Origin of the sequence: Serratia nevei, from assembly GCF_024160145.1 — a bacterium.
GTDB lineage: Bacteria > Pseudomonadota > Gammaproteobacteria > Enterobacterales > Enterobacteriaceae > Serratia > Serratia nevei_A.
Window position 1 is genome coordinate 53,427 of sequence record NZ_JAMYWQ010000019.1, and the last position, 22,021, is coordinate 75,447.

23 protein-coding genes and 1 tRNA gene are annotated in these 22,021 nt (G+C 57.0%); 13 read left to right on the forward strand and 11 right to left on the reverse strand.

Annotation, left to right across the window (positions count from 1 at the left end; all coding sequences use genetic code 11):
• Positions 1 to 98: 98 nt before the first annotated feature.
• Positions 99 to 1,016, forward strand: a complete 918-nt coding sequence (locus M6G53_RS14550; protein WP_253332454.1) for a LysR family transcriptional regulator — start codon at positions 99 to 101, stop codon at positions 1,014 to 1,016.
• Between the two features lie 92 nt (positions 1,017 to 1,108).
• Here M6G53_RS14550 and M6G53_RS25670 read toward each other — a convergent pair whose 3' ends face one another.
• A complete protein-coding gene (locus M6G53_RS25670; protein ID WP_436286523.1) occupies positions 1,109 to 1,231 on the reverse strand; it encodes a hypothetical protein in 123 nt (40 codons plus the stop codon).
• Between the two features lie 227 nt (positions 1,232 to 1,458).
• Positions 1,459 to 1,546, reverse strand: a tRNA-Ser gene (locus tag M6G53_RS14560).
• A 228-nt stretch (positions 1,547 to 1,774) separates the two neighbouring features.
• Here M6G53_RS14560 and yccA point away from each other — a divergent pair.
• The gene (yccA, locus tag M6G53_RS14565) at positions 1,775 to 2,434 is read left to right on the forward strand and encodes an FtsH protease modulator YccA (protein WP_004928091.1); all 660 of its coding nucleotides are present in this window, start codon (positions 1,775 to 1,777) and stop codon (positions 2,432 to 2,434) included.
• 111 nt (positions 2,435 to 2,545) lie between these two features.
• A complete protein-coding gene (gene tusE, locus M6G53_RS14570) occupies positions 2,546 to 2,875 on the forward strand; it encodes a sulfurtransferase TusE (RefSeq protein WP_253332455.1) in 330 nt (109 codons plus the stop codon).
• Positions 2,876 to 2,909: 34 nt separating this feature from the next.
• Here the strand turns inward: tusE and yccX are convergent, their stop codons facing one another.
• Positions 2,910 to 3,188, reverse strand: a complete 279-nt coding sequence (gene yccX / locus M6G53_RS14575) for an acylphosphatase (protein ID WP_253332458.1) — start codon at positions 3,186 to 3,188, stop codon at positions 2,910 to 2,912.
• 92 nt (positions 3,189 to 3,280) lie between these two features.
• Between yccX and rlmI the strand changes: the two genes are divergently transcribed.
• Together rlmI and hspQ are read left to right on the forward strand one after the other, a co-directional pair.
• A complete protein-coding gene (gene rlmI / locus M6G53_RS14580) occupies positions 3,281 to 4,471 on the forward strand; it encodes a 23S rRNA (cytosine(1962)-C(5))-methyltransferase RlmI (RefSeq protein WP_253332460.1) in 1,191 nt (396 codons plus the stop codon).
• A gap of 60 nt (positions 4,472 to 4,531) precedes the next feature.
• On the forward strand, positions 4,532 to 4,849 hold the full coding sequence (gene hspQ, locus M6G53_RS14585; protein ID WP_033637900.1) for a heat shock protein HspQ: 318 nt from the start codon (positions 4,532 to 4,534) through the stop codon (positions 4,847 to 4,849).
• Between the two features lie 57 nt (positions 4,850 to 4,906).
• Here the strand turns inward: hspQ and M6G53_RS14590 are convergent, their stop codons facing one another.
• Positions 4,907 to 5,320 (reverse strand): CoA-binding protein, encoded by a 414-nt coding sequence (locus M6G53_RS14590; protein ID WP_253332462.1) that lies wholly within the window; start codon positions 5,318 to 5,320, stop codon positions 4,907 to 4,909.
• A gap of 254 nt (positions 5,321 to 5,574) precedes the next feature.
• On the opposite strand from M6G53_RS14590, the gene M6G53_RS14595 reads away from it, so the two are divergent.
• Together M6G53_RS14595 and M6G53_RS14600 are read left to right on the forward strand one after the other, a co-directional pair.
• A complete protein-coding gene (locus M6G53_RS14595) occupies positions 5,575 to 6,240 on the forward strand; it encodes a DUF2057 family protein (RefSeq protein ID WP_253332529.1) in 666 nt (221 codons plus the stop codon).
• A gap of 121 nt (positions 6,241 to 6,361) precedes the next feature.
• A complete protein-coding gene (locus M6G53_RS14600; protein WP_253332464.1) occupies positions 6,362 to 6,820 on the forward strand; it encodes a methylglyoxal synthase in 459 nt (152 codons plus the stop codon).
• 31 nt (positions 6,821 to 6,851) lie between these two features.
• Here the strand turns inward: M6G53_RS14600 and helD are convergent, their stop codons facing one another.
• The gene (helD, locus tag M6G53_RS14605; RefSeq protein WP_253332466.1) at positions 6,852 to 8,906 is read right to left on the reverse strand and encodes a DNA helicase IV; all 2,055 of its coding nucleotides are present in this window, start codon (positions 8,904 to 8,906) and stop codon (positions 6,852 to 6,854) included.
• A 166-nt stretch (positions 8,907 to 9,072) separates the two neighbouring features.
• On the opposite strand from helD, the gene M6G53_RS14610 reads away from it, so the two are divergent.
• Together M6G53_RS14610 and yccS are read left to right on the forward strand one after the other, a co-directional pair.
• Positions 9,073 to 9,525, forward strand: a complete 453-nt coding sequence (locus M6G53_RS14610) for a YccF domain-containing protein (RefSeq protein WP_253332468.1) — start codon at positions 9,073 to 9,075, stop codon at positions 9,523 to 9,525.
• Positions 9,526 to 9,551: 26 nt separating this feature from the next.
• A complete protein-coding gene (yccS, locus tag M6G53_RS14615; RefSeq protein WP_253332470.1) occupies positions 9,552 to 11,687 on the forward strand; it encodes a YccS family putative transporter in 2,136 nt (711 codons plus the stop codon).
• Between the two features lie 4 nt (positions 11,688 to 11,691).
• On the opposite strand, the gene M6G53_RS14620 is transcribed toward yccS, so the two are convergent.
• The gene (locus M6G53_RS14620) at positions 11,692 to 12,348 is read right to left on the reverse strand and encodes a TfoX/Sxy family DNA transformation protein (RefSeq protein WP_253332472.1); all 657 of its coding nucleotides are present in this window, start codon (positions 12,346 to 12,348) and stop codon (positions 11,692 to 11,694) included.
• 229 nt (positions 12,349 to 12,577) lie between these two features.
• Here M6G53_RS14620 and sulA point away from each other — a divergent pair, with 229 nt between their 5' ends.
• Both sulA and ompA read left to right on the forward strand, forming a co-directional pair.
• Positions 12,578 to 13,084, forward strand: a complete 507-nt coding sequence (gene sulA, locus M6G53_RS14625; RefSeq protein ID WP_253332474.1) for an SOS-induced cell division inhibitor SulA — start codon at positions 12,578 to 12,580, stop codon at positions 13,082 to 13,084.
• Between the two features lie 357 nt (positions 13,085 to 13,441).
• Positions 13,442 to 14,521: a porin OmpA gene (ompA, locus tag M6G53_RS14630; RefSeq protein WP_253332480.1), complete on the forward strand. Its 1,080-nt coding sequence runs from the start codon at positions 13,442 to 13,444 to the stop codon at positions 14,519 to 14,521.
• Between the two features lie 99 nt (positions 14,522 to 14,620).
• Here ompA and matP read toward each other — a convergent pair whose 3' ends face one another.
• Entirely contained in the window at positions 14,621 to 15,079 is a 459-nt protein-coding gene (matP, locus tag M6G53_RS14635) for a macrodomain Ter protein MatP (RefSeq protein WP_253332486.1), read from the reverse strand.
• Between the two features lie 210 nt (positions 15,080 to 15,289).
• Between matP and M6G53_RS14640 the strand changes: the two genes are divergently transcribed.
• Both M6G53_RS14640 and fabA read left to right on the forward strand, forming a co-directional pair.
• Positions 15,290 to 17,038: an AAA family ATPase gene (locus M6G53_RS14640; protein ID WP_253332490.1), complete on the forward strand. Its 1,749-nt coding sequence runs from the start codon at positions 15,290 to 15,292 to the stop codon at positions 17,036 to 17,038.
• 68 nt (positions 17,039 to 17,106) lie between these two features.
• Positions 17,107 to 17,625, forward strand: a complete 519-nt coding sequence (gene fabA, locus M6G53_RS14645; protein WP_019454507.1) for a bifunctional 3-hydroxydecanoyl-ACP dehydratase/trans-2-decenoyl-ACP isomerase — start codon at positions 17,107 to 17,109, stop codon at positions 17,623 to 17,625.
• A gap of 398 nt (positions 17,626 to 18,023) precedes the next feature.
• Here fabA and rmf read toward each other — a convergent pair whose 3' ends face one another.
• The 4 genes from rmf to pqiA form a co-directional block, all read right to left on the reverse strand.
• The gene (rmf, locus tag M6G53_RS14650) at positions 18,024 to 18,194 is read right to left on the reverse strand and encodes a ribosome modulation factor (protein ID WP_004928150.1); all 171 of its coding nucleotides are present in this window, start codon (positions 18,192 to 18,194) and stop codon (positions 18,024 to 18,026) included.
• A 270-nt stretch (positions 18,195 to 18,464) separates the two neighbouring features.
• Positions 18,465 to 19,025 (reverse strand): membrane integrity-associated transporter subunit PqiC, encoded by a 561-nt coding sequence (gene pqiC, locus M6G53_RS14655; protein WP_253332492.1) that lies wholly within the window; start codon positions 19,023 to 19,025, stop codon positions 18,465 to 18,467.
• Positions 19,022 to 20,668 carry an intermembrane transport protein PqiB gene (pqiB, locus tag M6G53_RS14660; protein WP_253332494.1) on the reverse strand — a complete coding sequence of 549 codons (1,647 nt, stop codon included), beginning with the start codon at positions 20,666 to 20,668 and terminating at the stop codon, positions 19,022 to 19,024. Before pqiB ends, pqiC begins: the two co-directional genes overlap by 4 nt.
• The gene (pqiA, locus tag M6G53_RS14665) at positions 20,655 to 21,971 is read right to left on the reverse strand and encodes a membrane integrity-associated transporter subunit PqiA (RefSeq protein ID WP_253332496.1); all 1,317 of its coding nucleotides are present in this window, start codon (positions 21,969 to 21,971) and stop codon (positions 20,655 to 20,657) included. Before pqiA ends, pqiB begins: the two co-directional genes overlap by 14 nt.
• Between the last annotated feature and the right edge of the window lie 50 nt (positions 21,972 to 22,021).

Consider the following 22,021-nt stretch of genomic DNA (forward strand, 5'->3'; position numbering starts at 1 on the left):
AAGTAGGCGAGTTCAGCGAGTAATATGACCATATATCCGGCTTGTGCCGCCCGTCTAACACCGATTTAGCATCACCTTCATACCTTAAAGGTATAGCTATGGAACTACGTCATTTACGCTACTTTGTTGCCGTCGCGGAAGAGCAAAATTTCAGCCGAGCTGCAGAACGGCTGCACATCAGCCAGCCACCGCTCAGCCGTCAGATTCAGCAGTTGGAAGAAGACCTGGGCGTATTACTGTTTGAACGGGGTTCTCGCCCGCTCAAACTCACCGAAGCGGGCCGTTTCTTCTACGGACATGCGCAGCAGTTTCTGGCTCAGAGCGTTGAGCTGAAATCGATGACCCGGCGCGTTGGGCAGTTGGAACGTTCTCTGTCAATCGGTTTTGTCGCCTCAACGCTGTATGGGATCCTGCCGCAGCTGATCCGCCGTTTTCGCACCCAATGCCCTGAGGTGGCGGTAAGCCTGCACGAGATGACCACCATGGAGCAAATCCAGGCGTTGAAAGAAGGGAAAATCGATGTGGGCTTTGGCCGTATCCGCTATGAAGATACCAATGTGCGCCGCATTATTTTGCGCGATGAAACCTTGATGGCCGCTTTGGCAGCCGATCATCTATTGGCGAATGCGCCGGAACTGACGCTACGCAGATTGCAAACGGAAACTTTGATCGTATATCCGCAAACACCCCGACCAAGCTTTGCCGATCAGGTGCTGGCGGCCTTTCGCGATCACGCATTGGAACCGCACAAAATTATGGAAGTGCGCGAGCTGCAGGTGGCTTTGGGGCTGGTCGCCGCCGGCGAAGGTATCACGCTGGTTCCGCAGTGCCTGTACAGCCTGAAACGCCAAGATGTGATCTACAAATCATTGAATGAAAAATATTTAGTCTCTCCGATTATCATGAGTACCCGTTTACTGGATGAATCAGAAGACATCAAAACCCTGTTGCAAATGATATACAGCCTGTATGAAGAAGAAGGCATTACCTATATCAAGCCAGCCCCGATCGAGTGAAGCGGGTTATGATTGCATAGCCTTGGCGCTGCACGTGTTCCCGCTCGGCGCGCAATGCCTCGGCACTGGTCAGGGGCTCTTCCAACGTCTGTTCATTCAGCGCACTGGGTGGCAATTTCCCTTGACGTCGGGTAAGCCGGCAGCAGGCTGCCACGTTCCAGAACGATAATAGCGCGGGCGATATAGAGAATATTGTCCCACCCCAGCGTCGCCACTGAGCAGGATCCGTCTCAGCTAATCCAACGAATTTTGTACCGCTTTCGCCAGTTCCGAAGAGGAAAGATAGGTGTGGCCCAAGGTCAACACGTGGGATAGCAGACGACGGTGACGCCCATCTGGGGATGCACAAAACCCAATGTATTCAGCATATACAGACAACGACGCGCCAGGCTCGGCGCAAAAGCAAAAACCCCGCGTTTAAAGAGCGCGGGATCAGAATGTATGGCGGAGGAGCAGAGATTCGAACTCTGGAACGGTTTCCCGTCGACGGTTTTCAAGACCGTTGCCTTCAGCCACTCGGCCACCCCTCCGCAACGACGCGCACTATAAACAGAGCGTATGCGCTTGTAAAGTCCCGAAACGCTCAACCGCGCGAAAAATCGGCGGGGAGGGGGCGAGCGGCGAACAAATGCGCAATGGCTCCCCCACTGTTGCACCAATGATAACGCAGGGTAAAGATTGGTAAACAAACTTTAATCAAGCGCTTGCGCTGCCTATCATCGGGATTATTTTGTGATGGCCTGATAAGAGAGATCATTATGGACCGCATTGTCGTCTCGTCTTCCTCGCGCGACTCGCTGCTCAGCACGCATAAAGTCCTGCGCAACACCTATTTCCTGTTATCCCTGACCCTGGCTTTCTCAGCCCTGACCGCGACCGCCAGCACCATGCTGGGCCTTCCGGCGCCGGGTCTGCTGCTGATGTTGGTCGGCTTCTATGGCCTGATGTTCCTGACCCATAAACTGGCCAACAGCCCGGCGGGCATTCTGGCGGCGTTCGCGCTGACCGGTTTCATGGGATACGCCCTCGGCCCAATCCTCAGTTCGTTCCTGAACGCCGGCGCGGGTGACCTGATCATGTTGGCGCTGGGCGGTACCGCAGCGGTGTTCTTCTGCTGCTCGGCGTATGTGCTGACCACCCGTAAAGACATGTCGTTCCTGTCCGGCATGATGATGGCCGGTTTTGTAGTGCTGCTGGTGGCGGTGATCGCCAACCTGTTCCTGCAGATCCCTGCCCTGCACCTGGCTATCAGCGCGCTGTTCATCCTGTTCTCCGCCGGCGCGATCCTGTGGGAAACCAGCAACATCATTCACGGCGGCGAGACCAACTACATTCGCGCCACCGTTAGCCTGTACGTGTCGCTCTACAACATGTTTATCAGCCTGTTGAGCATTCTGGGCTTCGCCCGCAGCAACTGATCGCACGCGACACCGGCTTTCCAAGCCCCGCTCCGGCGGGGCTTTGTTTTTTGCGGCCGAGAAAATTTGCTAAACTGGCGGCCGTTCCGAATTATCCGTTATCGAGGCAGTATGTTGGAGTTTGAAGGTCAGGTTATCGACACTGACGCGCAGGGCTATCTGAAAAACAGCGCCGACTGGCATGAGGGCCTGGCGCCGCTGTTGGCCGCGCAGGAAGAGATCGTGCTCACCGAAGCACACTGGGAAGTGGTGCGCTTCGTGCGCGGCTTCTACCAAGAATTTAATACCTCACCGGCGATTCGCATGCTGGTCAAAGCCATGGCGCAGAAATACGGCGAAGAAAAAGGCAACAGCCGCTATCTGTATCGCCTGTTCCCGAAAGGACCGGCCAAACAAGCCACCAAAATCGCCGGTTTGCCGAAACCGGTAAAATGCATCTGACCGCTCGGCCCGCAGCGCCGCTGCAGGCGAGCGTTTAATAGCGGATGCCGAACCCGACGTAATCGGCCATGCCCTGCGGCTCCACCAGCACGCGTTCGACGTGCGCGCTGCGCGGGCCGCCCTGTTTCAACCACGCCACCAGCTTGTCCACCTGCGCCTGTGTGCCGCAGGCCACCACCTGAACGCTGCCGTCATCGAGGTTGCGCGCATAGCCGGTCACCCCCAGCGCCTCGGCCTGCCGCTGGGTGGAATAGCGAAACCCGACTCCCTGCACCACGCCATACACATACGCAGCCATGCAAACTTGTGTCATAATCGCCCCCTTATTCAGTTTTCGTTATGGCATTGCCGTGCCTTTGCACCGCCGTGTCACTGTTTCTATCCTAGCTGGCAGCATTATTAATTATGACCGTACGCCTGTTTCTCGCCAAAGGACGTGAAAAGTCCTTACTCCGTCGCCACCCTTGGGTGTTCTCCGGCGCCGTTCATCGCGTTGAGGGCAAAGCTCTCTGCGGTGAAACCATCGATATTCTCGACAGCCAGGGAAAATGGCTGGCTCGCGGCGCCTATTCGCCCGAGTCGCAGATCCGCGCACGCGTCTGGACCTTCCAGCAGGATGAAGAGATTAACATCGATTTCTTCATTCGCCGCCTGCAGCAAGCGCAAAGCTGGCGTGATTGGGTCGCGCAGCGCGACGGTCTGGACGGATACCGCCTGATCGCCGGCGAGTCCGACGGCCTGCCGGGCATCACTATCGATCGCTTCCAGAATTTTCTGGTGCTGCAGCTGCTGTCCGCCGGTGCCGAATACCAGCGCCCGGCCCTGCTTTCCGCCCTGCAGCATTGCTACCCGGGCTGTTCTATCTACGATCGCTCCGACGTTGCGGTGCGCAAAAAAGAAGGCCTGCCGCTGGCGCAGGGCCCGGTGCTGGGCGACCTGCCGCCGGCGCTGCTGCCGATCACCGAACACGGCATGAAGCTGCTGGTGGACATTCAGCAGGGGCACAAGACCGGTTTCTACCTCGACCAGCGCGACAGCCGCCTGGCGGCGCGTAATTACTCCGCCGGCCGCCGCGTGCTGAACTGCTTCTCCTACACCGGCGCCTTCGCCGTTTCCGCGCTGATGGGCGGCTGCGCGCAGGTGATCAGCGTGGATACCTCGCAGGCGGCGCTGGACATCGCCAAACAGAACGTCGAGCTCAACAAGCTGGATCTGAACAAGGCGGAATTCGTCCGCGATGACGTGTTCCAACTGCTGCGCAACTACCGCACCCAGGGCGAAAAATTCGATCTTATCATCATGGACCCGCCGAAGTTCGTCGAGAACAAGAACCAGCTGGCCAGCGCCTGCCGCGGCTACAAGGACATCAACATGCTGGCGCTGCAGCTGCTGAATCCGGGCGGCATTCTGCTCAGCTTCTCCTGCTCCGGGCTGATGCCGACCGACCTGTTCCAGAAAATTTTAGCCGACGCCGCTGTAGATGCCGGACGTGATGTACAATTTATAGAGCAGTTCCGGCAGGCAGCCGATCACCCGGTGATCGCCACGTATCCTGAGGGGCTGTATCTGAAAGGATTCGCTTGTCGGGTGATGTAACTTGAAATGCGCTGCTTTGCCCCCATATATGAGCAAGGCATTGTTTCTCAGGAGGTCATCATGATTGCCAGCAAATTCGGTATCGGACAACAGGTTAGGCATAAACTGCTGGGGTATTTGGGGGTCGTGATCGATATCGACCCGGAATACTCTTTGGAACAGCCCAAAGCTGACGAAATCGCGGCGAACGATGAACTGCGTTCCGCCCCTTGGTACCACGTGGTGATGGAAGACGAGGAAGGCCAACCGGTACACACCTATCTGGCGGAAGCTCAGTTGGATAGCGAAGCCCAGGAGGCACACCCCGAGCAACCATCGCTGGATGAACTGGCGGAATCCATCCGTCACCAGCTACAGGCGCCACGCTTGCGCAACTGACCGCGCCAAGACCTGAGAAACCCGAGAGGGCCTGGCACTGCGCCAGGCCCTTTTTATTCAGCGCTCCAGCCCCAAGCGCGGAATGTCGATTTTCGGACAGCGATCCATCACCACCCGCAGCCCGGCCTGTTGCGCCAACGCTGCTGCCTGCTCGTTAATCACCCCTATCTGCAGCCACAGCGCCCTGGCGCCGATCGCTACCGCCTCTTGCGCCACGCCGTAAGCGGCCTCCGAATTGCGAAAAACGTCGACCATATCCACCGGCTGCGGGATCGCGGCCAGCGTGGCGTAAACCGGCTGCCCCAGCAGCGTCTGCCCCGCCAGTTTGGGACTGACCGGGATCACCTGATACCCTTGCGCCAACAGATACGCCATCACCCCATAGCTGGGCCGCGACGGATTATCGCTGGCGCCCACCAGCGCGATAGTTTTCACCTGCTGCAACAGCTCAATAATCTCTTGATCCTGCATATTCCCCCCCGTTTATCACTGCATCACTTTTCGTTTCGAGTGTAACCGATCGACATTCGCCCGGCTAAGCGCGACGCGCAGGAAACTTCAGCGCAGTATTATGGTCAGAAGCTGTCGCGGTTCAGCTGCTCATGGTCGTGTCTAATCGCGATAAAATATGTGAAAATGTAAACAAAATACCCAATTGAAAAATTTTGACACAACCTGTGCCGTGTTCAACACTTAGAGCTACGTCACTTTATAAGGAGATAATGATGAAATTTGGTCTGGTGGTTGCGGCTTTGCTCAGCATCAGCATGCCTGCCGCGGCTACGACCCTGAAACTCTCCCCGGACATCGACCTGCTGGTGGTCGACGGCAAGAAAATGACAGGTTCGTTGTTAAAAGGTGCCGACAGTCTTGAACTGGATGGCGGGCAGCACCAGCTGCTGTTTAAAGTGACCAAAACCGTCCGCGCCGGCCAGCATACGCAGGCCTATGCTTCCCTACCACTGGTTGCTACCTTCAATACGCAAAATATCAGCCAGGTGGCGATCGAACTGCCGCGCATCGAACACGATCGTGACGCGCAACGTTTTGACAAAACGCTGAATTATCTGGTGGTCGATAAAGACGGCAATGCCCTGCCGTTCCGGCATGACGTGCTGCATCCCGACAGCGTCACCTTCAATGCCGATTTGGAAAAGGTGATGACGGATTACAACCGCCAAAACCGCCCAGCTTCCGTCCCGACCTTCGCTCAGGCAAACGTCGGCAACGGCTCGGCCTCCACGTTGGCCGGTTCGTCGGTGAATGCCCCGACGGTGACGTTGAAAGGTGAAAACGTGTCGGAACAGATGCTGCAATACTGGTTCCAACAAGCGGACAAGGAAACGCAGAAGCGTTTCCTGCGCTGGGCCAATAAACAACCGGTTCGCTGACCCCTCTCGGCGCCTTTACCTGCAAAGGCGCCTTTTCTTCGCATTTCCAGGCGCAAACGCTAGGCAGTGAAAAACAGTTTCAGTAATCTGTCGCACATCCCGATTAGCGAAGGACACCGAGATGGAATTGACCACCCGCACTATCGCCGCGCGCAAACACATTGCGCTGGTGGCGCACGATCACTGCAAACAGGCTCTGCTGGAGTGGGTAGAAAGCCACAAGACGCTGCTGGCGCAGCACCAGCTGTACGCCACCGGCACCACCGGCAACCTGATCCAGCGCGCCAGCGGCATTCCGGTCATCAGCATGCTGAGTGGCCCGATGGGCGGCGATCAGCAGGTTGGCGCACTGATTGCGGAAGGCAAAATAGACATGCTGATCTTCTTCTGGGATCCGCTGAACGCGGTGCCGCACGATCCGGACGTGAAAGCGCTGCTGCGGCTGGCTACCGTCTGGAATATCCCGGTAGCCACCAACCGCTCGACCGCTGACTTTCTGATCGACTCTCCGCTGTTCACCAGCGAAGTGGAGATCGCCATCCCCGACTATCAGCGCTATCTGCAAGAGCGCCTGAAATAGTCCTCAGGCCTGGCTGCCGCCGGGCCTGAGGCTAGGGCTTTTTCTGCACCGGAACGCCAATATCTTGCAGCTGTTCGACGAACACTGAAGGGCGTTCGCGATCCTGCAACAGCCATACCTGATGTTTGGCGCGAGTCAATGCGACATACAGCAGACGGCGCTCTTCGGCATCCGGAAAATCTTCCGGCTGTGGCAGCAGCACCTCTTCCAACACCGACTCGCGCGCCACGGCAGGGAAACCGTCACGCCCGTCATGCAAACCGGCGATGATGACGTATTCCGCCTGCTGCCCCTTGCTGGCGTGGATGGTCATAAACTCCAGATCCAGCTTGGGCCAGCGGGTGCCCGCTTTCGCCAGCGCTTCCGGTTTCAGGTGGTGGTAACGCGCCAGCACCAGAATGCGCTCATCCGGCTTGGCGTAGCCGCTCAGCTTGTCCAACAATGATTCCAGCTGTTCGTGTGGCAGGATCGTCACCGACTTTTTATTGCCCTTGCTCAGGCTGTTGAGCGGCTTCTTCAACTGGTGCGGGTTCTGCTGCACGAAGCGGTTGGCCACCTCGCCGATACGCTCATTGAAGCGATAGGTGGTGTCCAGCGCGCACTGCGCCCCTTCGCCGAAGTGGGTAGCGAAGGCCGTGGTTAACGTCAATTCGGCACCGCTGAAGCGATAAATCGCCTGCCAATCATCCCCCACCGCAAACAGGCAGGTCTGTTTGTTTTGCCGGCGCAGCGCCGCCAGCAACAACGCGCGCTGCGGCGAGATATCCTGAAATTCGTCTACCAAGATATGTTTCCACGGGCTGACGAAGCGCCCCTTGTCGAGAATATTGACCGCCTGATGGATCAGACCGGAGAAGTCCACCGCCCCTTCCTCTTTCAAGGCGCTTTTCCAGGCTTTCAACAGCGGTGCCATCAGCCGGATGCGTTTTGAAAACAGATCGCGGATTTCTTCATCCGCCTGCTCAATCATTTCCGCCTGGCTGCCGCCGTGCATGCGCATCAGCCCCAGCCAGCGTTCCAAGCGGCCCGCCAGCCGATCAGCCAGGCGTTGATCCTGCCAAAAGTCGCCTTCCGGCACGTCCCATCCCAACTCGTCGCTCAACCATTGACGCCACCCCTTGGCCTGGGCTTTTTTCTCCGTGCACTGTTGGCGCCAATGGGTAATCAGCAACGCTTTGCGCGCTTTGGCATCGGTTTCCAATCGGCTGATGGCCGGGGCTTTGCGGCTGCCCTGTTGAATGATCTGCAGCGCCAATGCATGGAACGTTTTGGCCTGAATGCCGACATCGCCCAAACGCGCTTTGATGCGATCGTTCATCTCACTCGCTGCCTGACGGCCGAACGCCAACAGCAAAATTTGGCCCGGATCCGCCTCCTGAAGGCGCAGCAGCCAGCCGGCGCGCGCCACCAGCACCGACGTTTTGCCGCTTCCGGCCCCTGCCAATACCAGGACGGAATCCTCGCCATTGACCACCGCACGGCTCTGAGAGTCATTGAGCGGTGAACTCTCGACGGTCTGGAAGAAATCGTGATGTTGCTCCAGCATGCGCTCGGTCCACTGCCGGTTGCGTTGTTCGACGCTGCGCAGCCCCTGCTGCAGCCATTGCAGACACAGATGATAATCAGCCCGGCAGTTATCAAACTCATCCAGACGCGCCACCGGCATCGGCAGCGCGGAGAAAGCCTCGTGGATTTGCTGCTGCAGCTTGCCCAACTCAGACTTTTTAAACCATTTGTCCTGTTGCTCGATGCGCTGGATCTGCATCACCTGCTGTTGCAACACGCCGGCGCTGACCTCGCTCATTTCGGCGCTCCACTGCTGCCACGCCTGCTGCAGATAGTGATGAAAACGCTGCGTTTCCTGCCATTCGGTGCCGTGCAGCCGCACCACTTTTTCGTCCGGCAATTCAAATTCCAGCTCGCCCCAGACGATGCCGCGCTTGCACCTGACCTGAATCAATTGATTGAAGGGGATCAGGTATTCATGTTTTTCCCCGCTCACCTCAACCCCGGCGTGCAGCAACCGCACGCGGTTATAAGGGTGCTGAGCCAGGTGTTTCCCCAGCGATGTCGCTTTAAGTTCCATATCGTCGCGCCATGACTATGTTGAGATTAAATAACGGATATCGACCAGTTTACCTGCGATAAGCAGTGGCACTCTAGCGCTAAAAAAAGGGTAGAATAGATTTTGCGTTTTTATCGTGAATACGCCCGCATCGCGGTTTGGCCATCATTAGAGCAGAATGACGTCTATGCGTACTGTACTGAATATTCTTAATTTTGTGTTGGGCGGTTTCGTCACCACGCTGGGTTGGCTGTTCGCCACGGTGTGCAGCGTGCTGCTTATCGTCACGCTGCCGCTCACCCGTTCCTGCTGGGAAATCACCAAGCTGTCTCTGGTGCCGTTCGGCAATGAAGCGATACACGTCGATGAGCTCTACCCGGAAAAAAGCAATGCGCTGCTCACCGCCGGCGGTTCGCTGCTCAACATTCTCTGGCTGGTTCTGTTCGGCTGGTGGCTGTGCCTGTCGCACATCGCTGCCGGTATCGTGCAATGCGTTTCGATCATCGGCATTCCGGTTGGCATCGCCAACTTCAAAATTGCCGCCATCGCGCTGTGGCCGGTAGGGCGCCGCGTCGTGTCGGTAGAAATGGCTCAGCAAGCCCGTATTGAGAATGCTCGCCGCCACTATCATCAGCGTTAATTTTTTCTCCGTTTGAGGAGTTTTTCGTGCTCTCTTTTGCACCCGCCGTTCGTCGTTATGCCTACAACAGCAACCTGCTGTATCACCTGCGCATCCTGATTGCGCTGACCGGCACCGCCGCCGTTCCCTGGTGGCTGGGCATTCCCAAACTGACTATCCCGCTGACGCTGGGGGTGGTGGCGGCCGCCCTCACCGATTTGGATGACCGCCTGACCGGCAGGCTGCGCAACCTGCTGATCACGCTGGTGTGCTTCTTTGTCGCCTCCGCGTCGATCGAGCTGCTGTTCCCCTACCCTTGGTTGTTCGCCCTTGGCTTAACCACGTCGACCTGCGGCTTTATCCTTCTGGGTGCACTGGGGCAACGTTATGCCACCATCGCCTTCGGCGCGCTGCTGATAGCGGTTTACACCATGCTCGGCACCTCCATGTACGATGCCTGGTATCAGCAGCCGCTGCTGCTGGTGATCGGTGCGCTGTGGTACAACCTGCTGACGCTGGCGGGCCATATGCTGTTCCCCATTAGGCCGCTGCAGGAGAATCTGGCGCGCTGTTATGATCAGTTGGCCAACTATCTGGACGCCAAAGCCAACCTGTTCGATCCTGACGCCGAACGCGATGCTGACCTGCCATGGATGGATGTCGCGATGGCCAACAGCGCGTTGGTGGCATTGCTTAACCAGACCAAAGCCTCGCTGCTGACACGTCTGAAGGGCGATCGCGGCCAGCGCGGCACCCGCCGCACCTTGCACTACTATTTTGTCGCACAGGATATTCACGAGCGCGCCAGTTCTTCCCACGTACAGTACCATGCGCTCAGCCGGCAATTCCGCCACAGCGACATTTTGTTCCGCTTCCAGCGTTTGCTGAGCATGCAGGCGCGCGCCTGCCGCCAGCTGGCGCAATCCATCCTGCTGCGGCAAAAGTATCAACACAATCCACGTTTTGAGCCGGCTTTCAGCCGCATTCAGGAAGCGTTGGCGCGCATCGCCGAAACCCAGGGCAATACCGAACAAACCAAAGCGCTGGCGCATCTGCTGAAAAACCTGCATGCAATAGATGCGCAGCTGGCCAATATCGAATCAGAGCAGACGCTGGCCAGCGGGCAAGCGGAAGAGAACAGTCTGGCCGATGACCGCTTAACCGGTTGGAGCGACATCCGGCTGCGCATCAGCCGCCATCTGACGCCACAGTCGGCCCTGTTCCGCCACGCAATCCGCATGTCAGCGGTGCTGTGCATAGGTTACGCCTTCATCCAGCTCACCGGCATGCAACATGGTTACTGGATCCTGCTGACCAGCCTGTTTGTCTGCCAACCGAACTACAACGCCACCCGCCGGCGCCTGGCGCTGCGCATTATCGGCACTCTGGCCGGTATCCTGATCGGCCTGCCGATCCTCTATTTCGTACCGTCATTGGAAGGACAGCTGGTGTTGATCGTCATCACCGGCGTTCTGTTCTTCGCTTTCCGCACCGTACAGTATGCGCACGCGACCATGTTCATCACGCTGTTGGTGTTGCTGTGCTTTAACCTGTTGGGGGAAGGATTCGAAGTGGCAGCCCCGCGCGTTTACGATACCTTGCTGGGTTGCGCCATCGCCTGGGCGGCGGTCAGCTTTATCTGGCCAGACTGGAAATTCCGCCAACTGCCGGCGGTGGTGGATAAAACGCTGAACGCCAACTGCCGCTATCTGGACGCCATCCTGGTGCAATACCATCAGGGTAAGGATAACGGTCTCGCCTACCGTATTGCGCGACGAGACGCCCACAACAGCGATGCCGAGCTGGCTTCGGTCATTTCCAACATGTCAGCCGATCCCAAAGCCGACAAGGCGCTGCAGGAGGCCGCCTTCCGCCTGCTTTGTTTGAACCACACTCTCCTGAGTTATATCTCGGCATTAGGGGCTCACCGCGAGCGGCTGAATACCTCAGCCACGCTCGAGCTGCTCAACGACGCCGTGTGTTACGTAGACGGCGCCTTGCATCAGGAAGAACGGAACAGCCAGCGCATTGCGCAGGCGTTGGAGCAACTCGCGGAGCGTATTCGCAAAGCCGTTCCGGAACCTGAAAGCAAAGAGCAGTTGGTCTTGCAGCAGGTGGGGCTGGTGCTTGAACTGCTGCCGGAGCTCACTACATTGCATACCCAAATAAATAAGGCAGCCTAATTATTCATGGCCCATTTGATGGGCCATGAATAACCGGTTCATGCCCATGCTGGCGCATCGCCATCGTATGATCGAACCAGCGCACCAGTTCATTGCGCAATTCTGCCGGCAGCGCCGCCTGATGATAGCCGGCGAGCGCCCCACCCAGCGACAGCAGCACTCGCAACCCCAGATTGGTCTGCTGTTGCAGCAGGCGAAGATAGCTGCGTTTGGCGCCGTGCAGCCGCAGATCGTAGGCATTGCGAATGCCCGCTCGCCACAGCAAACGCTCCATATTGACATCAATATTCGGCAGCGCCTTCAATCTGCCGTGATCGCCGGCCTTAAGCCGCTGCTCTCGGCGCGCTTCCCTGATGGCCTGCCAGGCCAGGCCGACTAACTCGTTGCGTTCCCGCCACAGCGATTCGTCAACCCAGTAATAGCGCAGCGTGATGGGCACACCACGCTTGGAATAGACCATATTGACCATTCCCCGTGCGCGAAAAGCCGGCTCCATGCTCGCCGTCGCCCGCAAATACAGTTCGCCTTCCGCGATCACGGCGAACATTACCCCCTCGGCCAGCAAACCGTAGCCGCCGAACTGCGACCGCGTGGTAATGGCCCCCAGCGCTGCAAAGCAATCTTTAGCCTGTACGATTCTTCTCGTCGACATCCTTTTCATAGCGTTCCTCCGTTTTAGGTTCTGGTCGTATTATTTCTCTCATCAATGAAAAAAGTAACGTGAACAACTAATTAGAAAAATACGCACTATCCGTCTGCATGCCAATCACAAAAAACGCCGGTATAAAAAATGATCGCAATTATGCGAGCCGCTACGAAAATTTGGGTTGATCTTATCCCAAATCGGGGATACTGTATAAACATACAGTAACACGACGGGCGGGAACTTTATGCGTACTCAATCACTCTACCAACCTCATTTCAGCCAGGGCTCTTTTACAGCGCGCAACGTTGCAAAGGACACGGATGTCGGCAAAGAAAATGGCTTGATCAGTGAACTTGTTTACAACGAGCGCCAGCCCGCAGTGGCTCAACTGCTGTTGCCCCTGCTGCAGCAACTGGGCAAGCAGTCTCGCTGGCTTTTGTGGCTGACGCCGCAGCAAAAATTGAGCAAGCAATGGCTGCAGCAATCCGGTCTGCCGGTGGATAAAATGGTGCAATTGAGCCAGATCAGCCCGGTGAATACGGTTGAAGCGATGGAAAAAGCGCTGCAAACTGGGAATTACAGCGTAGTTCTCGGCTGGTTGCCCGAGCTGACAGAGGATGATCGTCTAAAATTAAGACGCGCGGCAGAATTGGGTAATGCTTACGGGTTTATCATGCGCCCTCAGCGTGACATTGGTTCGTCTCACGGACACTGTTCTACCCTAAAAATTCACTCTTCTTTGTATCATTAAGTAAATTTAGGATTTTTCCCATCATTTTCGCACCCCGCAGAGGGAACCTTTGCAAGGTCAAGCAGAAAGCTAGTCCGGCTGCGGTTTGGCAAGAAAAAACGCCCGAAGGATCGCCGTTTTTTTAGGCTAAGAATGTTAGCAAATATGTACGATTCCACGTTTTTTTTTAGAGCTTTATCACATCACACTTGTAACTTTCGCGCCACGTTGTAGACTTTACATCGCCAAGGTTGCTCTATAACGCCAGAAAAACTGGCGAGTAACAAACGAGGGCTTAAACCTTGGCGAAGGAATTTAACCAAGGGCTTAAAACAGCTTTAAAGCTCATTGCCTATTTGGATGATAACGAGGCGCAAAATGAAAAAGACAGCTATCGCATTAGCAGTGGCACTGGCAGGTTTCGCTACCGTAGCGCAAGCCGCTCCAAAAGATAACACCTGGTACACCGGTGCTAAACTGGGTTGGTCCCAGTACCACGACACTGGTTTCTACGGTAACGGTTATCAGAACGGTATCGGCAACGGCCCAACTCACAAAGATCAGCTGGGTGCTGGCGCGTTCCTGGGCTACCAGGCAAACCAATACCTGGGCTTCGAACTGGGCTATGACTGGCTCGGTCGCATGCCTTACAAAGGCAGCGTAAACAACGGTGCTTTCAAAGCACAGGGCGTTCAACTGGCCGCTAAACTGAGCTACCCAATTGCTGACGATCTGGATATCTACACTCGTCTGGGTGGTATGGTATGGCGTGCAGACTCCAAAGCTAACTACGGCAACGGCACTCGCCTGAGCGACCACGACACCGGCGTTTCTCCGCTGGCTGCTGTTGGTGTTGAATACGCACTGACCAAAAACTGGGCTACTCGCCTGGACTACCAGTTCGTAAGCAACATCGGTGACGCAGGTACCGTTGGCGCGCGTCCAGACAACACCATGCTGAGCCTGGGCGTTTCTTACCGCTTCGGTCAGGATGACGTAGTTGCTCCAGTTGCTCCAGCTCCAGCTCCGGCTCCAGTTGTTGAAACCAAGCGTTTCACTCTGAAGTCTGACGTGCTGTTCAACTTCAACAAAGCAACTCTGAAACCACAAGGTCAGCAGGCTCTGGATCAGCTGTACACCCAGCTGAGCTCCATGGATCCTAAAGACGGTTCCGTAGTTGTTCTGGGTTACACCGACGCCGTTGGTTCCGTTCAGTACAACCAGAAACTGTCCGAAAAACGCGCACAAAGCGTTGTTGACTACCTGGTCTCCAAAGGCATCCCGTCAGACAAAATCTCTGCACGTGGCATGGGCAAAGCTGATTCAGTCACCGGCAACACCTGTGGCTACAAAGCTGGCCGTGCTACCAAAGCTCAGATCGACTGCCTGGCACCAGATCGTCGCGTAGAGATCGAAGTTAAAGGTATCAAAGACGTTGTAACTCAGCCTCAGGGCTAAGTTTACTCGCCTAATAAAAAACCCCGCATTGCGGGGTTTTTTTTCGTCCTTTATTCGCCCAAAACACAGGCCTGGCGCAACAAAGGCGCACTGCCCCGCTTACTCGGGATCTTTACCGAGAATCGCCTTCAAATCTTCTTTCAACGACGACATCTGATTTGCATACTTCTCTTTGCGTTCAGCATCTTCAATAAGCTGCACGACGGTTTCCGACAGCGTAACGCCACGGCGACGCGCCAAAGCAGCCAAACGTTGCCAGACGAGAAACTCCAAATCGATAGATTTTTTACGCGTATGCTGGTGTTCTGCGTTAAAATGACGCTTGCGGCGGGCGCGGATCGTTTGCTTCATCCGGTTATCCAGCTCCGGGTTCAGATGAGCGGCAATCCATGCAAGTACTTTTACCGGCTCATTTTCCAGCTTCAGCAGCTCGTTTACCGCCTCCTGAGCAGCGCTGTTTTCAATGTAGCGGGTAATGAGTTCCCCTTCCCGGTGCTTCTTCACCAGGTACTTCCATTTCCAACCGCTCTCCAGATTTTCCAGTTGCTGATATTTCATCTTGAGCTCTTCAGTGACCGCGTAACTTCAAATAAGCATAACAGCTTTGCGCCGAATTTCCCCGGCAATTAAGCCGTCTTTTAGACTGTTTTTTGCACAGTCATCGCGCGATGTCAAACTCCCTGATACCAACTGGCACTCCACATCTATCAAGCCGTCGTTATTCTTGTATAATCGCCCTTTCCCTTTTTAACGATTGCATCTAACACTTTGACCAATAACCGACTTGAATGGCAATCTTTATTGCCGGACGTAACGCCTTATCAGGCGATATTTGATACCGCCGCTCAGTTGGCACCCGTGCCCTTTTCCGCCATTCAGCCTCGGTTGGAAAATGCCCTGACGCTATTTTGCCACCCTCAATCACCGCCGCGTTTCATGCTGTTAAAAGCGCAAGAAACGCGTGAATACCTGGAGCTGCTCGCTCACGCCGTCCAACCGCTGCTGGCGAAAAACACGGCATGCCGCGGTAGTCACTATGCCATTCAGGATGGCAAAGTCAGCGTTGAGCCGGCCAGCCGCGGCGATGAACCTTTCGCCGCCGGCGGTGCTTGCCTGTTCCAGGAATGGATTGAACCGGAGCAGCTGTTCGGCTGCGTAAGGATCCACAATGGCGACATTACCCTGCAGCCGGGTCTGGTGCACCAGGCCAACGGCGGCGTTCTGATTTTGTCGGCGCGTGCACTGCTGGCTCAGCCGTTGCTATGGCTGCGGTTAAAGCAGATGATCGGCCAGCGTCAGTTCCATTGGGTTTCGCCAGACGAAACCCGCCCGTTGCCGGTAACCATTCCGCCGATGCCGCTGGACCTGCGGCTGATTGTGGTGGGCGATCGTCACGGCCTGGCCGATTTCCACGATATCGAGCCTGAACTGAGTGAACAAGCGGTCTACGGCGAATACGAAGACGATCTGCAGCTGACTGAAGTGGATGATATGGCGCAATGGTGCGGCTACGTCAACGGCGTGATTGCCGATCGGCAGTTGCCGATGTTGGCGGCCGATGCCTGGCCGCCGCTGATCGTCCAGGCGGTGCGTTACAGTGGCGATCAGGGCATCCTGCCACTGTCGCCGGTTTGGCTTGGCCAGCAGCTGTCCGAAGCCGCACTGTATGCCGAAGAGGATCGCATTACGGCCAAAGCGTTTGAAGCGGCGTTGAATGCCCGTGAATGGCGTGAGAGCTATCTGGCCGAGCGTATGCAGGATGAGATTGAACTGGGTCAGATCTTGATTGAGACCGAGGGTGAAGTGGTTGGGCAGATCAACGGTCTGTCAGTCCTGGATTATCCCGGCCATCCACGTAGCTTCGGCGAGCCGTCGCGCATCAGTTGCGTCGTGCACCTCGGCGACGGGGAGTTCACCGACGTCGAGCGCAAGGCCGAGCTGGGCGGCAACCTGCATGCTAAAGGCATGATGATCATGCAAGCGTTCCTGATCGCCGAACTGGATCTGGATCAGCAGCTGCCCTTCTCTGCCTCCATCGTCTTTGAGCAATCTTACGGTGAAGTGGACGGCGACAGCGCCTCGCTGGCAGAGCTGTGTGCCTTGGTCAGCGCCCTGTCACAGCAGCCGATCACACAGCAGATCGCCGTCACCGGCTCCGTCGACCAATTCGGCAACGTACAGCCGATAGGTGGCGTCAACGAGAAGATCGAAGGTTTCTTCGAGGTTTGTTTACGCCGCGGCTTGACGGGCAAACAGGGCGTCGTATTGCCCGTCACCAACGTGCGCCACCTGTGTCTGCGTCAGGATGTCGTCGACGCGGTACGCGAGGGGCAATTCCATCTGTGGGCGGTAGAGAGCGCGGCGGAAGCCTTGCCTTTGCTCACAGGTTGCCTCTACTCTGACGAACAACAGCCGAATTTGTTGGCGGCCATTCAGGAACGGATTGCACAGGTGAGCCTGCAGGAACGCCGCCGTCCGTGGCCGCTGCGCTGGCTCAACTGGTTCAACCACGGCTGATCGGACTTGTTCAGCGTACACGTGTTAGCTAACCTGCGTCCTTCATTAAAATAAGGCTTACTGAGAACATGGTAGATAAACGCGATTCCTATACGAAAGAAGACCTCGAAGCATCCGGCCGTGGCGAGCTGTTCGGCGCCGGTGGCCCACCGTTGCCGGCAGGTAACATGTTGATGATGGACCGCGTGGTCAAGATGACCGAAGACGGCGGGACTCACAACAAAGGTTATGTGGAAGCGGAGCTGGATATTAATCCGGACCTATGGTTCTTCGGTTGCCACTTTATCGGCGATCCGGTCATGCCTGGCTGCCTGGGCCTGGATGCGATGTGGCAGTTGGTCGGTTTTTACCTCGGCTGGCTGGGTGGCGAAGGCAAAGGCCGCGCGCTGGGCGTCGGTGAAGTCAAGTTTACCGGCCAGGTGCTGCCAACCGCGAAGAAGGTGACTTACCGCATTAACTTCAAGCGCGTCATCACCCGCAAGCTGATCATGGGCGTCGCCGATGGCGAAGTGCTGGTTGACGGTGAAGTGATCTATACCGCCACCGATCTGAAAGTGGGCCTGTTCAAAGATACCGCAGCGTTCTAATCACGCTGACGAGAAGGCGGCCACCGCCTTCTCTTCCAACACTCGCCGCATGCCGTCACGTTCACCGTGATGGCATTTCCTTTATGCTTTTCTTCTGCTTAGGCGATGATATGTCGCGGAAGAATTTCAATACTATCGGCTGGTTGCGGCCTGCGCTTTCAGCGCCTGGGGAACACTGATTTATATGCCCCAATATTGGGGAGATAAAGTATCTCGTCACGCTGACATTGGCGCTGGGCATTCCTTATTTGTCGCCCGTTATCGTCTCGCTCCTCGCTTACTCCTGAACCGCCGAGCCGAAACTCGCAAAAGCGCCGGAGTGAAGGCGCATCAAAGGCCACAAACAAAAACCTCCGCCAACGGGCGGAGGTCATTCCTTTTATTTGACAGGGAGCCGCTTAAGCGGTCACAGCCCTGTCTTCCATGGCTTCTCGCCAACCTCCCAGCCATTGAGACCGGGCGTCCACTGATGATTGGTAGGGACAATGTTCCCTGGAACGCCCTAAAATACCTGCCTGATACCCTCTCGAATGCGCCCTTTCCAGACGATCGCGTTTCTGTCTCTTCATGCCTCGTTTCCCTCATTTTGGTCTGGTGGAAAGAAAACAATGGCTGCTTTTTGCGCAGCCACGAGTAATCAATAGCGCTAAAAGAACAGAAGATCAATGCGCAAAATTCACGCCAATGTCATATTTGTGAGCTACGCCCGAGGAAAGTGCTAAGTGGCTGATCTGCCGGGAAAGGGTTTAACTTTTTGAAATTAAAAAGAAATCCCTGCCAGTGAGAAAAAAAGACTTTTCACGCTGACAGGGATTAGACGATTTTAGACCAAATTATGACTAAATGCCGCCCATCTGTGCTGCGATAGCCTGGGCCTCCTGCTGCCAGCCCTGCGCCAGCGTGCGCACCAGGGCATCATAGCCGTCCTCACCCTGTTTCAGCTCCAGGCTGAAAGGCCGTTTGATCAAGCGCCCCTGGCGGTTCAACACCCACTCGCCGCGAATGATCGCCTTGCCGTCAAAGCGGCCGTGGAAACCGCTGATGGTGACGTTCAGTACATCCTGATCGCTACTCATCGGCTGCGAGGAGACCACCCATCCCGGCAGCGCGCTGCTGAGGTTAGTGACCAGCGTTTGCTGCAGCTGCTGGTCGAGCGGGCTGGCCCACAGGTTGTTCTGGGCAATCACATACTGGACGTCGTTGGTCTGATACACCACGCCGCTCTGCGCCAGATAATCCGCCACGCTCACGTGCTCCAGCCACAGCTGGCGCGTGGAGGCACCGCTGCTGCTGACCGCGGCCGGCGCACCCAGCGCCGGCAACTGATAGTAGGTCTTCTGTGGCGAACTGCTGCAGGCGCTGAGCAACAGCGCCAGGGCTACCGGGATCCATTTCATCATTTCGTGGCCTTCTTCGGCTGAGGGTCAGTGCTGCCGGCGGCTTCAAACACCAGCGCGTTGCTCTTCTCATTCAGGGTGCGCAGCACCGGTTGCAGCTCACGCAACACCTGGTCGAGGCGCTGCATATCGCCCACCATCTTGTTGTAAGCCGGTGAACCAGGCTGGAACCCTTTCATGCTGCGGTTCAGCTCCAGCAGCGTTTTCTGCAGATCCTGCGGCAGCGCCTGCATCTCTTTGCTGGCGATGATGTCGTTCAGCGACTTCATGGTCTGCTGCGTCGACTTCATGGTTTTCTGACTTTCCGCCAGCGTCTTGGTGGCTTCGTTGATCATCGGATTGATCGGCATCGCGTTGATCTTGTCCAGCGTCTGCATCAGTTTCTGCTGGATCTGCGCCAGCCCGCCGCTGGTAGTCGGCATCAGCGGATAACCGAACAGCTCGCGCGGCCCTTTCCACGGTTTCTCCTGCGGATAGAAGTCGAGATCGATATACAGCGAACCGGTCAGCAGGTTGGCGGACTTCATCGAGGCGCGCATGCCACGCGATTCCGCTTCTTTCAAGTGCCCTTCGATATCGACGTTGCCGCCCAGCTGTGTCTGGAAGCGATCCGGCTCGATGCGGATCAGCACCGGAATGCGGTAGTCGTTATCCAGGCGCTGCGCCATACCGTCTTTATAGAACGGTACCTGCGCCACCGTGCCCAGGCGGATGCCGCGGAACTCGACCGGGGCACCCGGCTGCAGGCCGCGCACCGAGTCGGAGAAGAACAGCAGGTAATCCTTATGTACGGTATACAGCGAATCCTGCGTGCTGCGCTGGTTGTCGAACAGCTGGTACTCCGCCTTCTCTTTCGCCAGTTCGCCGCGATCCCAGCCGTCCGGCACGTCGAAGCTGACGCCGCCGCTGAACAGGGTGGTCAACGACCCCATCTCCACCCGCATGCCCTGCGCCGACATGTCGAACGCCACGCCGCTGTCTTTCCAGAAGCGTACGTTGGTGGTGACCAGCTGGTCGTAAGGCGCGGTAATGAACAGCTGATAGCGCATAGCGCGTTCTTTGGGATCGAAGTAGCTGGTTTCCACCGATCCGACGCGATAGCCGCGGAACAGCACCGGATCGCCGGCGTTGAGCTGGCCCGATTTCTCGCTGTCCAGCACGATGCGCAGCCCCTTGGCGTCCGGGGAGGCCAGCGGCGGCGCGTCGAGCAGCTGATAGTGGTCTTTGCCGTCTTTGCCCTTGCTGCCCGGCTGCAGTTCGATATAGGCGCCGGACAGCAGCGTGCCCAGCCCGGAGACGCCTTCACGGCCGATCTGCGGCTTCACCACCCAGAAGGCGGAGTCCTGACGCAGCAATTTCTCCATGCCGGAATTGAGGCGCGCCTGTACCATCACCTTGCTCAGATCATCGCTCAGCGTAACGGTTTCCACCACGCCCACGTCCACGCTGCGGCTTTTGATTTTGGTTTTACCCGCTTCCAGCCCTTCCGCCGTCGTGGTGACCAGCGTCACCACCGGCCCCTGATGGCTGAAGTGGTAAAACAGGATCCAGGCGCCGATCAGCGCGGTCACGATGGGAATGATCCACACCGGCGACCAGCGTTTGATCTTCTCAACGTCTGCGACGCTATGATTATTTTCCGTCACCTTGCGGCTCCTTGTTGATTGTTTCACTTGCGCGATCCCAGGTCAGCCGGGGATCGAATGTCATGGCGGCGAACATGGTGAGGATCACCACCAGCGCGAACAGCACGGCGCCCGTCGCAGGGTAAATGCTCATCAACTGCCCCATTCGCACCAGCGCCGACAATACGGCGATCACAAACACGTCGATCATCGACCAACGGCCAACGAATTCGACCACTTCATAAATCAGGTGCATGCGTTCGCTGTCGGCACGCGGCTTCTTCCTGCCGTTGGCATCCCAGCACAGCCAGCCGATCGCCAGCATTTTCAGCGACGGCACCATGATGCTGGCGATGAAAATCACCATCGCCACCGGATAAGAGCCGTCCCCCCACAGCAGGATCACCCCCGCCATGATGGTGGAGTTCATCTTGTTGCCCAGCGCCTCGGTCACCATGATCGGCATCAGGTTAGCCGGAATATACAGCATGATGGAGGTCACCAGCAGCGCCAACGTCCACTGCAGACTGTGGCGGCGGCGCACGTAACCCTTGGTGTGGCAGCGCGGGCAGCGCACCTGATTGGCGGGCAGGATCGCCGTACAGCACGCGCAGGAGCGCACGCCCTGGCGCATGCCGGTGCGCCCCACCGTCAGCGGGCGAGCGAGGCGCGGCGCCGGTTCGATGTCCTGCCACAGCCAGCGCCGATCCACGCACTGAAAGGCGCGCACCTGCAGCAGGCAGAACAGGCAATAGGGCACGAAGCTGCTGCCGATGCCGATATCGCCGTAGGCCATCAGCTTGACGAAGCTGACCAGCACCCCGGCGAGGAAAATCTCCACCATGCACCAGGTTTTGAACTGGAACAGCACCCGGGCCATCCACTCCTTCAGCCCCAGTGGCAAGCGCACTTTAGCGCACAACAGGATGATCGCCACCATGCAAAACGCCGGGATCAGCTGCACGAATACCATAAACAGCGTGGCCATACTGGCGTAGTCTTCCGCCACCATGACTTCCGGAATTTGGATCAGCCGGATTTCGTTGCCCAAACCGGCGACGCGCATGTTGATAAACGGGAAAATGTTGGCCAGCACCAGCATGAACAAGGCACTGAGTGCGTAACCGATCGGCCGCTTTCGCGGTTCGTCCCAGCGGGCGCTGAGCGTGGTTTTGCAGCGCGGGCATACCGCTTTGCTGCCATAGGCCAGCGGCGGCAGCGCCACCAGCATGTCGCACTGCGGGCACAGCATCAGGTTATCCTGCTGCTCCGCCGAAGGTGCGGAATGATTATGCTGCTGATGATTGTCGTGGGAACACACCATATTCCTCCTCAATAACGTTGCTCACCGGCACATCGATACCGCCCGCAGCA

Excerpts from the sequence above, each read along its gene's own strand:
- M6G53_RS14550 (WP_253332454.1), top strand. The coding sequence starts at position 99 with ATGGAACTACGTCATTTACGCTACTTTGTTGCCGTCGCGGAAGAGCAA.
- yccA (WP_004928091.1), top strand. The coding sequence starts at position 1,775 with ATGGACCGCATTGTCGTCTCGTCTTCCTCGCGCGACTCGCTGCTCAGC.
- tusE (WP_253332455.1), top strand. The coding sequence starts at position 2,546 with ATGTTGGAGTTTGAAGGTCAGGTTATCGACACTGACGCGCAGGGCTAT.
- yccX (WP_253332458.1), bottom strand. The coding sequence starts at position 3,188 with ATGACACAAGTTTGCATGGCTGCGTATGTGTATGGCGTGGTGCAGGGA.
- rlmI (WP_253332460.1), top strand. The coding sequence starts at position 3,281 with ATGACCGTACGCCTGTTTCTCGCCAAAGGACGTGAAAAGTCCTTACTC.
- hspQ (WP_033637900.1), top strand. The coding sequence starts at position 4,532 with ATGATTGCCAGCAAATTCGGTATCGGACAACAGGTTAGGCATAAACTG.
- M6G53_RS14590 (WP_253332462.1), bottom strand. The coding sequence starts at position 5,320 with ATGCAGGATCAAGAGATTATTGAGCTGTTGCAGCAGGTGAAAACTATC.
- M6G53_RS14595 (WP_253332529.1), top strand. The coding sequence starts at position 5,575 with ATGAAATTTGGTCTGGTGGTTGCGGCTTTGCTCAGCATCAGCATGCCT.
- M6G53_RS14600 (WP_253332464.1), top strand. The coding sequence starts at position 6,362 with ATGGAATTGACCACCCGCACTATCGCCGCGCGCAAACACATTGCGCTG.
- helD (WP_253332466.1), bottom strand. The coding sequence starts at position 8,906 with ATGGAACTTAAAGCGACATCGCTGGGGAAACACCTGGCTCAGCACCCT.
- M6G53_RS14610 (WP_253332468.1), top strand. The coding sequence starts at position 9,073 with ATGCGTACTGTACTGAATATTCTTAATTTTGTGTTGGGCGGTTTCGTC.
- M6G53_RS14620 (WP_253332472.1), bottom strand. The coding sequence starts at position 12,348 with ATGAAAAGGATGTCGACGAGAAGAATCGTACAGGCTAAAGATTGCTTT.
- sulA (WP_253332474.1), top strand. The coding sequence starts at position 12,578 with ATGCGTACTCAATCACTCTACCAACCTCATTTCAGCCAGGGCTCTTTT.
- ompA (WP_253332480.1), top strand. The coding sequence starts at position 13,442 with ATGAAAAAGACAGCTATCGCATTAGCAGTGGCACTGGCAGGTTTCGCT.
- matP (WP_253332486.1), bottom strand. The coding sequence starts at position 15,079 with ATGAAATATCAGCAACTGGAAAATCTGGAGAGCGGTTGGAAATGGAAG.
- fabA (WP_019454507.1), top strand. The coding sequence starts at position 17,107 with ATGGTAGATAAACGCGATTCCTATACGAAAGAAGACCTCGAAGCATCC.
- rmf (WP_004928150.1), bottom strand. The coding sequence starts at position 18,194 with ATGAAGAGACAGAAACGCGATCGTCTGGAAAGGGCGCATTCGAGAGGG.
- pqiC (WP_253332492.1), bottom strand. The coding sequence starts at position 19,025 with ATGATGAAATGGATCCCGGTAGCCCTGGCGCTGTTGCTCAGCGCCTGC.
- pqiA (WP_253332496.1), bottom strand. The coding sequence starts at position 21,971 with ATGGTGTGTTCCCACGACAATCATCAGCAGCATAATCATTCCGCACCT.